General features: G+C 63.4%; 9 protein-coding genes and 1 pseudogene. 4 read left to right on the plus strand and 6 right to left on the minus strand.

What is annotated here, in order from left to right; genetic code table 11:
* Window positions 1–3: 3 nt before the first annotated feature.
* Window positions 4–843, minus strand: a complete 840-nt coding sequence (locus AC3YMN_RS00630; protein ID WP_127754177.1) for a transglutaminase-like domain-containing protein — start codon at window positions 841–843, stop codon at window positions 4–6.
* A gap of 298 nt (window positions 844–1,141) precedes the next feature.
* On the opposite strand from AC3YMN_RS00630, the pseudogene AC3YMN_RS00635 reads away from it, so the two are divergent.
* Both AC3YMN_RS00635 and AC3YMN_RS00640 read left to right on the plus strand, forming a co-directional pair.
* Window positions 1,142–2,911, plus strand: a pseudogene (locus tag AC3YMN_RS00635) (cation:proton antiporter domain-containing protein); the annotation flags it as partial.
* An 873-nt stretch (window positions 2,912–3,784) separates the two neighbouring features.
* A complete protein-coding gene (locus tag AC3YMN_RS00640; RefSeq protein ID WP_489888533.1) occupies window positions 3,785–4,213 on the plus strand; it encodes an RrF2 family transcriptional regulator in 429 nt (142 codons plus the stop codon).
* 236 nt (window positions 4,214–4,449) lie between these two features.
* Here the strand turns inward: AC3YMN_RS00640 and AC3YMN_RS00645 are convergent, their stop codons facing one another.
* The 4 genes from AC3YMN_RS00645 to AC3YMN_RS00660 form a co-directional block, all read right to left on the minus strand.
* The gene (locus AC3YMN_RS00645; RefSeq protein WP_172124460.1) at window positions 4,450–5,259 is read right to left on the minus strand and encodes an ABC transporter permease subunit; all 810 of its coding nucleotides are present in this window, start codon (window positions 5,257–5,259) and stop codon (window positions 4,450–4,452) included.
* 1 nt (window position 5,260) lies between these two features.
* On the minus strand, window positions 5,261–6,211 hold the full coding sequence (locus AC3YMN_RS00650) for an ABC transporter permease subunit (protein WP_127754174.1): 951 nt from the start codon (window positions 6,209–6,211) through the stop codon (window positions 5,261–5,263).
* Window positions 6,212–6,487: 276 nt separating this feature from the next.
* Complete coding sequence (locus tag AC3YMN_RS00655; RefSeq protein ID WP_489888534.1) at window positions 6,488–7,636, minus strand: ABC transporter ATP-binding protein; 1,149 nt, start codon at window positions 7,634–7,636, stop codon at window positions 6,488–6,490.
* Window positions 7,637–7,695: 59 nt separating this feature from the next.
* Entirely contained in the window at window positions 7,696–8,787 is a 1,092-nt protein-coding gene (locus AC3YMN_RS00660) for a polyamine ABC transporter substrate-binding protein (RefSeq protein WP_489888535.1), read from the minus strand.
* Window positions 8,788–9,188: 401 nt separating this feature from the next.
* Here AC3YMN_RS00660 and AC3YMN_RS00665 point away from each other — a divergent pair, with 401 nt between their 5' ends.
* Together AC3YMN_RS00665 and AC3YMN_RS00670 are read left to right on the plus strand one after the other, a co-directional pair.
* The gene (locus AC3YMN_RS00665) at window positions 9,189–10,136 is read left to right on the plus strand and encodes a pseudouridine-5'-phosphate glycosidase (RefSeq protein WP_489888536.1); all 948 of its coding nucleotides are present in this window, start codon (window positions 9,189–9,191) and stop codon (window positions 10,134–10,136) included.
* Entirely contained in the window at window positions 10,133–11,017 is an 885-nt protein-coding gene (locus AC3YMN_RS00670; protein ID WP_489888537.1) for a carbohydrate kinase family protein, read from the plus strand. Before AC3YMN_RS00665 ends, AC3YMN_RS00670 begins: the two co-directional genes overlap by 4 nt.
* A 22-nt stretch (window positions 11,018–11,039) precedes the next feature.
* Here the strand turns inward: AC3YMN_RS00670 and AC3YMN_RS00675 are convergent, their stop codons facing one another.
* Complete coding sequence (locus AC3YMN_RS00675) at window positions 11,040–12,440, minus strand: M20/M25/M40 family metallo-hydrolase (protein ID WP_489888538.1); 1,401 nt, start codon at window positions 12,438–12,440, stop codon at window positions 11,040–11,042.
* Between the last annotated feature and the right edge of the window lie 32 nt (window positions 12,441–12,472).

Consider the following 12,472-nt stretch of genomic DNA (forward strand, 5'->3'; position numbering starts at 1 on the left):
CGTTCAGCTGAGTTCGGCGACGCTGACCGCATCCACTGTCCAGGGTTCATCCGTATCCGCATCGAGCGCATCGGCCCAAACGCGCACTCCGCGCGACTGCACATTGCCAAAAAGCGTAGCAAAGGCCGTGTCGGCTGCGTCGCGTCCCGAGCCGATCCGCACCAGCCCGTCAAGCGCCGCCATGCGCGTGGGGTCGAACAAGTACCAGCGGTCACCGAGATAGGCCTCAAACACCGCATGGAAATCCTGCGGCTGCAGCTGCCAGGCATAACAGGACACAAAGCGGGCAGGGATGCCGAGCGCCCGGCAAAAGGTCACGCCCAGATGCGCAAAGTCGCGGCACACGCCAGCGCGCGTGGCAAAGGTATCGGCCGCCGTTGTTGAGGTGTCGCTGGAGCCGGCGAGGTAATCGACCTCCTCATGGATCCAGTTGCAGATCTCGGTCACCCGGACAAAGCCAGGCTCCACATCGCCGAATTGGCGCGACGCAAAGCGGGCCAGGAGGTCCGATGGACAATATCGCGAGGGATTGAGAAACCCGAGGGTTTCGGGCGGCAGCTGCGCCACCGGAACTTCGCCGATATCGGCCGGGTTCGCCAGCACTGGATCAAGCACGATCTGGGCGTCATAGCGGAGCTTGAGCGCTCCACCCGATGCCGTCAGGCGCCGGAACCGGTTGCCAGTGTCGTTGGCGGTAAACTGCTCGGTCACGAATGGCGGGGTGACCACAATGCGCTCGTTCAATATTCGCTGGCGCCCGCCATGCATCGCCTCGACATTGAAGATCAAGGTGGCGTTGTCGAAAACCTCGTAATCGATCTCACAGCCAATGGATAACCGCATCGCCACTCCGTGTCTGCCCAGGGTGCGAAACCCGGCGGCAATCGGTGGGATCGCGCGGTTCGCTGGCGCTTGAACCTCGCCACCGCCGCAACCCTTGCGAGCCCCCTGCGCTTTAGTCAAGCTCGCCATCACGCTGACAAACTTGATCAACAAAGAGAGGGCTGCAGCAAAACTGACCAAACCGATTTAATTGCTGCACTTTTCCCGATCGCGGGCGCTTGCGGATCACGCAGTGATGCCCCAATTTGCTGCAGGGTCATTCCTGCACTTGTCCTTGTTGTTAGCCCGGAGTTCTTTCATGCACCATGATACCCCCCTGATCTCGACGATCGTCGCGGGTCTGGTGCTGGCCTTTATCTTCGGGATGATTGCCAATCGCTTCCGGCTCCCGCCGCTGGTGGGTTATCTGTTTGCCGGTATTCTGGTGGGCCCCAATACGCCTGGCTTTGTCGCCGACCAGGCGTTGGGGGCAGAACTGGCCGAGCTGGGCGTGATCCTCCTCATGTTCGGGGTGGGCCTGCATTTCTCCCTTAAGGACCTGATGAGCGTACGCGCGCTCGCCATTCCCGGCGCGCTGGTGCAAATCGGCTTTGCCACACTGTTGGGACTGGGTTTGGGGATCGTTCTGGGCTGGGGCATCGGCGCGGGCCTGCTGTTTGGCCTCGCGCTTTCGGTGGCCTCCACCGTCGTGCTGCTCAAGGCCCTGCAGGACCGCCGCTTGATTGAAACCGAGCGGGGCCGCATCGCCGTTGGCTGGCTGATCGTCGAGGATCTGGCCATGGTGCTGGCGCTGGTGCTGATCCCCGCCATTGCCAGCCTTTATGGCACCGATAGCGGCATCCACGATCCCTTCGTGTCGTTTGTCGAGCGCGTGCTGCGCACCGAAGTGGGGATCTGGGGCGTGCTGTTCCTGACCCTCGTCAAGGTCGCGGCCTTTGTGGGCTTCATGCTGATCGTTGGCCGGAGGCTCATCCCCTGGGCCCTGCACGTCACCGCCCATACCGGCTCGCGCGAACTGTTCCGGCTGGCCGTGCTCGCCATTGCACTGGGCGTGGCGCTGGGTTCAGCGGTGCTGTTCGGTGTGTCGCTGGCGCTGGGTGCATTTTTTGCCGGCATGATCCTGTCGGAAAGCGAGCTCAGCCACCGCGCCGCCCAGGAAACCCTGCCGCTGCGCGACGCCTTTGCCGTCCTGTTCTTTGTGTCGGTCGGCATGCTGTTCGACCCTTCCATCATCATCACCGATCCCCTGCCGGTGCTGGCCACCGTGTTCATCATCCTGATCGGCAAATCGGCGGCCGCCTTTGGCATCGTGCTGTTGTTCCGCCGCCCGGTGGGCACGGCGCTGACCATCTCGGCGTCGCTGGCGCAGATCGGCGAGTTCTCGTTCATCCTTGCTTCGCTCGGCGTGTCGCTGGCGATCCTTCCGCCCGAAGGGCAGGACCTGATCCTGGCGGGCGCACTGATCTCCATCGTGCTCAACCCGCTGGTGTTCTGGGGCGCTGACCTGCTCAAGCCAACCTTCGAAGCCCAGTTCGGCCGCCGCTCGGCACGCGACGACGACATCCGCATCGAGCCGGGCGAGGGGCCAGTCGTTTCCGATGGCCCGCTGACCACCGACCGGCCCAATGCGGTTGGCGTTGAAAGCGACACCCAGGACCTCGACGACGCCCCCGAGCCCGTTACTCTGACCGGCCACACGGTGCTGGTGGGCTATGGCCGGGTTGGCCGCGTCGCCGCCGACGCCCTGCAGCCTACCGGCAAGCTGGTGCTGATCGAGGACACCGACCATGCCGTGGCCGCTGCCCGCGCCAAGGACATTGCGGTCGTGGTGGGCAATGCTGCGAGCCTTGATGTGCTCAAGCTTGCCAATCTGGGTGCCGCCGAAGCGCTGATGATCGCAATTCCCAATGGCTTCGAGGCCGGCACGGTGGTGGAGCAGGGCCGCAAGCTCAATCCCGCCATCCGCATCATCGCCCGCGCCCATTCGGACGAGGAAGTCGAGCACCTCACGCGCCACGGCGCCGATACGGTGATCATGGGCGAGCGCGAAATTGCCGCCGGCATGCTCGCCTGGCTCAGTGGCGCGCGCGCCGATGATGGGCTCGTTGCCCAGGAATACGCGGCCCAGGCGCGCGCGGCCGAAGCGCGGCTCGCCCCCACCGAAAACATCCTGCACAAGGTCGCGGGCGCCCCGCTCGCAGCGGGGACCGAGCCGGTGCTGGGCGATTTCGAGGCTGCGAGCCTCCAGTCGGACCCCGCCGCCGAAGCCACGGAAATCGAGCCGCTGGCCACGACCCTTGCCGGGGAAACCCTCGAACCCGATTTCATGGAAACCGAGCCTGAGCTGCTCAACGACAGCCTCACCGATGTCGACGCGCCCGATGCTTTCGCCGAGGCACTCGGTCCTGTCGAGCCGCTTGCCGCCCATCCTGTTGGCGCCCCGAGCGCCACTGCCGAGACGCAGGAGACGGCTCAGGTGCCGCCGGTGCTGGTTGATGGTGGCGGTTCCGCAACTGCGCCCGCTGTGCCGCCCGCCGCCAACCCGTCCGCAGCCGAAGCGGCTGTTGTTCGCGAAGAGCCTCTGGTGGAGGTTGGTGAGCCGGCTTCGCTCGCCGAGCCGCTTGATCTGTTGGTGCCGCCCGTCGACGATGCTGCGGCCGAGACTCACGAGCACGGTGCGATGCTGTCCACCCCCCAGGCTCCCGAGCCGCTGTTGCCTGCCGGTGGGCCCGCGATGCCTGCTGAGCCGACCGCACCGGCTGAGCCGGCGCTGCCCGCTGAGCCGGCCGCGCCCATCGAGCCGCCCGAGGTTACCCCCGAGCCCCGCGATAGCCTGCCGTCACTGGACGAACTGCCGCCGGAACCCGAGGACGGGGAAGCCGACCGTCCATCGGTTGCGCCGCCTGTGACTCCCGAGCCGAGAGGCTAAGCGCCAAGCCCGATGATCTCGCAAAAGGCCAAATATGCGCTGCGCGCCCTGCTTGCCCTAAGCCGGGCGGCGCGCGGTGAATCGCGCATGATTGGCGAGATTTCGCGGGAACAGGGCATTCCCAAGAAATTCCTCGAGCAGATCCTGCTTGAGCTCAAGCGGGCCGGGCTCGTCACTAGCCGTCGCGGCCGGCTTGGCGGCTATGTGCTGGCGCGTTCCCCCGAAGAGGTGATGTTTGGCGAAGTGCTGCGCCTAATCGATGGGCCGCTCGCGCCCTTGCCCTGCCTGTCGCTGACGGCGTACCGGCGTTGCGAGGATTGTCGCGATGAGGCGTCATGCGAAATCCGCCACGTGTTCGAGCGGGTCACCCTTGCTACCCGGGCAGTGCTCGATCGCACGAGCCTTGCCGATTCATTGCAGCTGGAAGATCTGCGGGTCTAGCGGGCAACAAAAAAGGGCCGCCTTGCGGCAGCCCTTCTTGAGTTTAACGGCCTCAAAGCCGGAGGAGGTGTTGTTAGCCGAGGCGTACCTCGCCTGCCAGACCACCAAATCCAAGGCTCTCGTTGAGCGCCGTAATCTCAATAGACATTGGATCACCTCCTTCACATTTGTTGAACATATGAGAAAGATGGGGTGCCCGGGTCGGTTTGTCCAATCACGGCTTGCTGAACGAGAACTTAACGGCTTGACGCATGTGGGCGTGAGCGTAGCTGGAACAGCGTTGCGCCCAGCACACCCAGCGCCACGATGCCGATGATGATGGTCGCGAGCGCATTGACATCGGGCGACACGCCCAGTCGCACCTTGGAAAAGATCACCATGGGCAGGGTGGACGAGCCCGGGCCGGACACGAAGCTCGCGATCACCAGATCATCGAGCGACAGGGTAAAGCCCAGCAGCCAGCCCGAAACCAGGGCAGGGGCGATGATGGGCAGGGTGATGTCGAAAAACACCCGCACCGGCGTCGCGCCCAGATCCATCGCCGCTTCCTCGAGGCTGAGATCGAGGTCGGACAGGCGCGATTGCACCACCACCGTCACATAGGCCATGCAGAACACGGAATGGGCGATGATGATGGTGAGCATGCCCCGGCCCGCCGGCCAGCCGAGCGTGCCTTCCATGGCTACGAACAAGAGCAGCAATGCGAGGCCCGTGATTACGTCGGGCATCACCAGCGGCGCCGAAACCGTGCCCGCGAGCACGGTGCGGCCCCTGAAGCGTCGGAACCGCACCAGCGCAACGGCGCAGAGCGTGCCGAGGAACAAGGCAATGGTGGCGCTGACGGCGGCGATCTGCAGGCTCAGCCACGCGGCACCCAGCATCTGCGGATCGCGGAACAGCTCGCCATACCATTTGAAGGAAAAGCCCGACCAGACCGTCACCAGCCGGGATTCGTTGAACGAGAACACCACCAGCGAAATGATGGGCGCGTAGAGAAATACGAAACCCAGCGCCGCTGCGATGGGCAAAAACCAGCCGCGCCGCATCTTACTTCTCCACCACGGCGTCTTGCGCCTTTTGCAGCAGCATGATCGGGATCACCACAACCACCAGCATCGCAACAGCCACCGCCGCGGCCCGGGGCCAGTTGGTGTTGGCAAAGAACTCGTCCCACAACACGCGCCCGATCATCAGGGTCGAGGGTCCGCCCAGCAGCGAGGGGATCACGAACTCGCCGATGGCGGGAATGAACACCAGCATGGACCCGGCAATGATGCCGGGCATGGAAAGCGGCATGGTCACCGACAGGAAAGTGCGCCAGGGCCGCGCGCCGAGGTCGGCCGAAGCCTCCAGCAAGGCGCCGTCCAGCTTCACCAGATTGGTGTAGAGCGGCAGGATCATGAAGGGCAGGTAGGTATAGACAATGCCGACATAAACGGCGAAATCGGTCTGCATCATCACCAGCGGCTCGATGCCGAACAGCCCGAGGAACTGGTTGATCACACCATTGCCACGCATGAAGCCGGTCAGCGCATAAACGCGCAGCAGGAACGAGGTCCAGAACGGCAGGATCACCAGCATCAAGAGGATATTGCGCCAGCGATCAGGCGCCCGGGCAATGGCATAGGCCATGGGGTAGCCGATCAGGAGCGTGATGATCGTCGAGATAAAGGCAATGCGGATCGAGCTGAGATACGCGGCGACATAAAGATTGTCGGTGAACAGGCGCAGGTAATTGGTCAGGTGCAGCGTCAGCTGCACCGTGCCTTCCTCATCAAAGGTGATGAGGTCGGAATAGGGCGGGCGGCCGAACTGCTTGATCGACAGCGAAATGCCGAAGACCACAACCAGCGGCACAAGGAAGAAAACGGTCAGCCAGATCGCGGGTGCCGCGATCACCAGCATCTTGCCCGAAATCCCAACTGCGGCGAGCCCCCGCTCCACCATGGTCCAGGTCCGCCGGCGCGGCGCGGGATTGTCGATGTCAAAACTGGACATGGATAACTCCGCCCTCGACCGTTCCGGGCCTCGATGCAGTTGCTTTGCCCTCCCTCCCCCTTGAGGGGAGGGCCGAAGAGGGGGTGGACTTGTGTGTCACTGATGACCGGAGGCCCCGATCCACACCCTCCCCCTTGAGGGGAGGGACGGGGTGGGGGTTCCGGCCTAACAACAGGCTCAACTGCCTGAGTTCGCGCCGTTCAAACGCCCGAACCCCCACCCTAGCCCTCCCCTCAAGGGGGAGGGGACCGATCGCGCCAATGGCAGCAAACTCCATCATACCGTCAGCACCGAGCCGGCATTGCCACCCCAGGCGCAATACACTTCCTCGTCCCAGGTGATCGCGTCGGGATTGCCGCGCACCGTATTGGTTTGCGTCACCCGCAGGCGCTTGCCGCTGGCGAGCAGGATCTGGTAGACCGTCATGTCGCCGAGATAGCCGATTTCCTCGACCATGCCCTTGGTGACATTGGCGTCGTGCTCATCCTCGGGCTTTTCGCGCGACAGGCTGATCTTTTCGGGGCGCACCGCCCACCACAGGATCTGGTCGGGCGCGCAATCAACGCCATGGCTGACATAGATGTCGCAACCGAGCTCGGCCGAGCGAATGCGCACATGGTCGGGTTCGTCGTCGATCACCACGCCTTCGGCCATGTTGACCGAGCCAATAAAGCCCGCGACAAAGCGCGAATTGGGGAATTCATAGATATCGGTGGGCTCGCCGATCATGGCGATTTCGCCATAGTTCATCACCCCGATCCGGGTGGCCAGCGTCATGGCTTCTTCCTGGTCGTGCGTGACGACGATGAAGGTGACGCCCAGCGATTCCTGGATTTTGACCAGCTCGAACTGGGTTTCCTCGCGCAGCTTCTTGTCGAGTGCGCCCAGCGGCTCGTCGAGCAGCAGCAGCTTTGGTCGCTTGGCCAGCGAACGGGCGAGAGCCACGCGCTGGCGCTGCCCGCCTGAAAGCTGGTGCGGCCGGCGCTTGCCGTAATCCTGGAGCTTGACGAGGCTGAGCAGTTCCTCGACCCGGTCGGCGATCTCGTTCTTGGGCAGGTGGTCGCGCTTGAGGCCATAGGCGATGTTCTGTTCCACGCTCATATGGGGGAACAGGGCATAGCTCTGGAACATCATGTTGACGGGGCGGTTATAGGGGGCCACCTCGGTCATGTCCTGCCCATCGATCTCGATCGTGCCGCTGGTGGGTTGCTCGAAACCGGCCAGCATGCGCAAAAGGGTCGACTTGCCCGAACCCGATCCACCCAGAAGGCAGAACAGCTCTCCCTGGAAAATATCGAGCGAAACTTCATTGACGGCATAAACATCGCCGAAGCGCTTGGTCACGTCCTTGATGCGCACAAAAGGTTTGGCTGCCGGGTCGCGCCAGGGTCGGGTATCGGCGGCGATCTGGGGTTTCTTGGCCATGGCGCACTCGAAAAGTCAGAAGGGCGGCACTGCGGCCGCCCCCCGATGGGTGGGAATTGTTACTGGCCGGTTTTGATGCGGGTCCAGGTGCGGGTCAAGAGCTCTTCGAACTCGGGGCTATGCGCGGTCAGGGCAAAGGCCTTGGCGACGGTTTCGGCTGGCGGGTAGATGCCAGGATTGTTCTTGACCTCGTCAGATACGAACTCGGTCGCGGGCAGGTTGGGGTTGGCATAGAACACGTAATCGGTGATCGCGGCCACGACCTCGGGCTCAAGGATGTAGTTGATGAACTTGTGGGCGTTTTCGGGATGGGGCGCATCCACGGGAATGGCCATGAAGTCGATCAGCGTGCCCGCGCCTTCCTTGGGAATGAGATAGCCCACGTCCACGCCCTGGCCGGCTTCTTCTGCCGCATCGGCAGCAATGAATACGTCGCCCGAATAACCCAGCGCCAGGCAGATTTCGCCATTGCCCAGGTCATCGATATACTGGGACGAGTTGAAGTAGCGGATCGAAGGCTTGATTGCGGTCAGCAGTTCCTCGGCCTTGGCCAGGTCTTCCTCGCTTTCCGAATTGGGATCGAGCCCGAGATAATGAAGGGCAATTCCCACCACTTCCGATGGGCTGTCGAGCACGGCAATGCCGCAGCTCGCGAGCTTTTCCGCGTTCTCCGGCTTGAACAACAGGTCCCAGCTGTCGATCGGCGTATCGGCGCCCAGCGCCTCGGCGACCTTGGCGGTGTTGTAGCCCAGCCCGATCGTGTTGATCATATAGGGCACGGCATGGGCATTGTCCGGGTCGAAGTCGGCAGCGGTCGCCATCACTGCGGGATCAAGATTGCCCAGATTGGTCAGCTGCGACTTGTCGAGTTCGCGCAGCAGGCCGGCCTGGATCTGGCGCTGCAGGAAATTGCCGCTCGGCACCACGATGTCATAGCCCGACGAGCCGGCCAAAAGCTTGGCATCGACGATCTCGTTGGTGTCGTAAACGTCGTAATTGACCTTGATCCCCGTTTCTGCCTCGAAATTGGCGATGGTGTCCTCGGCGATATAGTCCGACCAGTTATAAACATTGAGCACGGGCTCTTCCTGGGCGAGGACCGGCGCCGCGACCATGAGCGTGCCGAGGGCAAGTGCGAGCGACTTGTTCATGTGATGGAGCTCCTGTGAGATGGAAATAGGGGTAGAAAAGGGAGGCGAACTGGCCGCCTGAACAAATGTTCAGAGGGCGTTCATCTTTGTGGCGCCAGAGAGGCAAAAGCCCCTGCCGGCATGGCGAACAAGCGCGCTGGAACGCTGAAGGAAACTGCTGCCGTGAGCCCGAAGCCGGGAGCATATCGGTCCGCGCAGACGGCGCGATCAACCCAAACCGTGTACAGCGAAGTGCCCTTTCAACGCTGGAATTGCTGCCAAACTAGAGCCAAATGCCGGGGGCGACAAGGGAAAATGGCACCACACGCAGACCCACTTGACGCCCTGCGTCGACAAGGCGCACAAGCCGCCGCGCACACTGGCGCAAAAGTGCCTTTATTCTGGCAGCGGAACGATTTCCCATGGACGGCAGAGCCTATCTTTCAGTCAGCAGCGGCATCAAAAAAGCCCTCGCAGCCGGCCAACCCGTGGTGGCGTTGGAGTCCACCATCATCACCCATGGCATGCCCTATCCACAGAACCTGGCCATGGCCCATCAGGTGGAAGCCGTAGTGCGCGAACACGGCGCCACCCCGGCCACCATCGCCATCATGGATGGCCGGTTCTGCGTCGGCGTAAGCGGGGAGGACCTAGAGCGCCTCGCCCAGGAAGGTGCCACTGCCGCCAAGGCCTCCCGGCGCGACGTTTCCTCGCTCCTCGTCAAGGGCGTGATGGCCGGCACCACGGTTGCCACCACGATGCAGATCGCGGCGCTTGCTGGCATTTCCGTGTTTGCCACCGGCGGCATCGGTGGGGTGCATAGGGGCGCTGGGGAGACCTTTGATATTTCAGCCGATTTGGAAGAGTTGAGCCGCACGCCAGTCGCCGTTGTTTGCGCCGGCGCCAAGTCGATCCTCGATATCGGCAAGACCCTTGAAGTGCTGGAAACCAATGGCGTGCCGGTGCTGGGGTATCGCACCGATGACTTTCCTGCCTTCTGGGCCCGCCAAAGCGGCCACAAGGTCGATCATCGCTTCGACGACGTTGCCGAACTAGCCCGGGTGATCGCCATGCAGGCCGATCTGGGGCTCGGGGGAGTGCTGATCGCCAATCCCATCCCGGAAGCTGCAGCGCTTGATCCTGTAGCGATTGAAGCCCGCATCGCCGAAGCCATCGCCGATGCCGAGCGGGAAGGCGTCAGCCGCAAGGCCCTCACTCCGTTCCTCCTGAAGCGGGTGTTCGAGCTTACCGGAGGCAAGTCACTCGAGGCCAATATCGAGCTGGTGAAAAACAACGCCGCCGTTGCCGCCCAGATTGCCGTGGCTCTGGCCGAGCGCGCATCGCCCAAGCCGACGCTGCATCGCGCATGAGCCGGGTCTTGGTGATCGGGGACGTGATGACGGACGTCATCGTCCAGCCTGAAGGCCCTGTTGTGCAAGGCTCGGACCGCCGCGCCACTATTCGCAGCCGCCCCGGCGGTTCGGGCGCCAACCAGGCCGTGTGGCTGGGTTCCATGGGGACAGAAGTGCTGTTTGCTGCCCGGGTGGGGGTTGCGGACCAGCCGATGTATGAGAACTACTTCCGCGGTCTGGGAGTGATCCCGGCGCTTGGTGCCGACAAATCCCTGCCCTCAGGGGTCTTGGTGACCTTGCTCGACCCAGACGGCGAGCGCAGCTTCCTGACCGACCGCGGGGCAAACCTGCATCTGTGTGCTGAAGACTTGCCCGCAAGCCTGCTTGAGGGTGTCGGAATGGTAATGGTATCGGGCTACAGCTTTTTTGCTGCAACACCGCGCCATGCCGTGCAGGCGCTGCTCGCCACCGCTCGCTCGCGTGGCATCGAGGTAGCTATCGATCCCGCGTCCATCGGCTTTCTCGATGAGGTTGGGCCGGCCGAGTTCCTGCGCTGGACCAGTGGCGCCGACTGGCTATTTGCCAACGACACCGAGGCGGAAACCCTTTGCGGAGTGGTTGGCTTTGAGCCGCAGATGCGGCTGCTGGGGGATCACTTCAGCAATGTGGTGATCAAGCGCGGCCGCTATGGCGCCGCCCTGGGCGGCAAGGACGGCCTGCGGCTGGCGCTACCCGCGCCCGTGGTTCCGGTCGTCGACTCCACGGGGGCCGGCGATGCTTTTGCCGCGGGCTTTGTGGCGGCCCATCTGGGGGGCGCCGAGCCGGCTGATGCCCTGGCGCGCGCCATTGTGGCCGGTGCCGAGGCGGTGCAGTTCCTGGGCGGACAGCCGGCGGCCTGACCTGCCGGCTGTCCAATACACGTCAGGCCTTGGCGGAATCGGCAAAGGCGGCGAGCACCCGCACCCAGGCGCGAATGCCGCGATGGAAGCTCTCGAGGTCATATTTTTCGTTGGGTGAGTGGATGGCATCATCCACATGCGCAAAGCCGATCAGCAGCGTGTCGAGCCCAAGAATGGACTTGAATTCTCCGGCCACGGGGATCGAGCCACCCGATCCCGTGATCACGGCCGGCTTGTTCCACTCGTCCGTCAGCGCCTTGAGCGCCTGACGCAGATAGATGCCCTCGCTGGGCACGGTAACTGCCGGCGAGCCGCCATGCTCCTTGAAGGTCACGGTGCAATCGGCCGGAATGCGCGCTTCCACATGCCGGCGGAAGGCCGCGCGGATCTTGTCCGGATCCATATTGCCAACGAGCCGGAACGAGATCTTGGCGCTTGCTTGCGAGGGGATAACCGTCTTGAAGCCATCGCCGGTATAACCGCCCCAGATGCCATTGATCTCGCAGGTCGGGCGCGACCAGATCGTTTCCAGCACCGAGCGACCCGCTTCCCCGGCCGGGATCGACAGGCCGACACTGCCCAGGAACGCGGCATCGTCAAAACCAAGACCTTCCCACTGCGCGCGCAACTCCGGGGTGATTTCGGGGACGTCGTCGTAAAAGCCCTCAAGCGTCACGCTCCCATCGGGAGCGCGCAAGGAGGCGACGATATCAGCGACGACCTGGTTGGGATTGCGCGCGGCATTGCCGAACATGCCGGAATGCAAATCCTTGTTGGCGCAGGTGACGGTGATCTCCTCACCCACAAGGCCGCGCAGCATGGAGGTGATGGACGGCGTCTGGCGGTCCCACATATCGGTGTCGCACACCAGCGCCACGTCGGCGCGCAGCTCTTGGGCATTGGCTTGCATGAAGCCGGGCAGGTTCTTGCCACCGCTTTCTTCCTCGCCTTCCAGCATTACGGAGACGCGCACGGGCAAGCTGCCGGTAGCCGCCTTCCAGGCGCGGCAGGCTTCAAGGAAGGTCATTAGCTGAGCCTTGTCGTCCGAGGCGCCGCGCCCAACAATGATGGTGCGGCCTTCGGGACCCTCCTTGATCACGGGCTCAAAGGGGTCGGTGTGCCAGAGCGCGAGGGGATCGACCGGCTGCACGTCATAGTGACCATAGAACAACACATGCGGCCCGGGTGTTTGTGGACCATGGGCGACAACGATCGGGTGGCCAGGCGTGGGACGGGCGGCGGCCTCAAAGCCGAGGCCTTGCAGGTCCGCGACCAGCCAATCGGCGGCGCGTTGGCAATCCTGCGCAAAGGCTGGATCGGTCGAGATGGATGGGATGCGCAGCAGGGCTTTGAGCCGTTCAAGGCTGGCGTCGAGGCCCTGGTCAACCTGGGCGAGGACGGCGTCGAGCGCACTGGTGTTCATCATAGGTAATCCTTTCGCGGCAATTAGCCGGA

The organism is Devosia sp. Z11_6 (genome assembly GCF_058133665.1).

Excerpts from the sequence above, each read along its gene's own strand:
- AC3YMN_RS00630 (WP_127754177.1), bottom strand. The coding sequence starts at position 843 with ATGCGGTTATCCATTGGCTGTGAGATCGATTACGAGGTTTTCGACAAC.
- AC3YMN_RS00640 (WP_489888533.1), top strand. The coding sequence starts at position 3,785 with ATGATCTCGCAAAAGGCCAAATATGCGCTGCGCGCCCTGCTTGCCCTA.
- AC3YMN_RS00645 (WP_172124460.1), bottom strand. The coding sequence starts at position 5,259 with ATGCGGCGCGGCTGGTTTTTGCCCATCGCAGCGGCGCTGGGTTTCGTA.
- AC3YMN_RS00650 (WP_127754174.1), bottom strand. The coding sequence starts at position 6,211 with ATGTCCAGTTTTGACATCGACAATCCCGCGCCGCGCCGGCGGACCTGG.
- AC3YMN_RS00655 (WP_489888534.1), bottom strand. The coding sequence starts at position 7,636 with ATGGCCAAGAAACCCCAGATCGCCGCCGATACCCGACCCTGGCGCGAC.
- AC3YMN_RS00660 (WP_489888535.1), bottom strand. The coding sequence starts at position 8,787 with ATGAACAAGTCGCTCGCACTTGCCCTCGGCACGCTCATGGTCGCGGCG.
- AC3YMN_RS00665 (WP_489888536.1), top strand. The coding sequence starts at position 9,189 with ATGGACGGCAGAGCCTATCTTTCAGTCAGCAGCGGCATCAAAAAAGCC.
- AC3YMN_RS00670 (WP_489888537.1), top strand. The coding sequence starts at position 10,133 with ATGAGCCGGGTCTTGGTGATCGGGGACGTGATGACGGACGTCATCGTC.
- AC3YMN_RS00675 (WP_489888538.1), bottom strand. The coding sequence starts at position 12,440 with ATGAACACCAGTGCGCTCGACGCCGTCCTCGCCCAGGTTGACCAGGGC.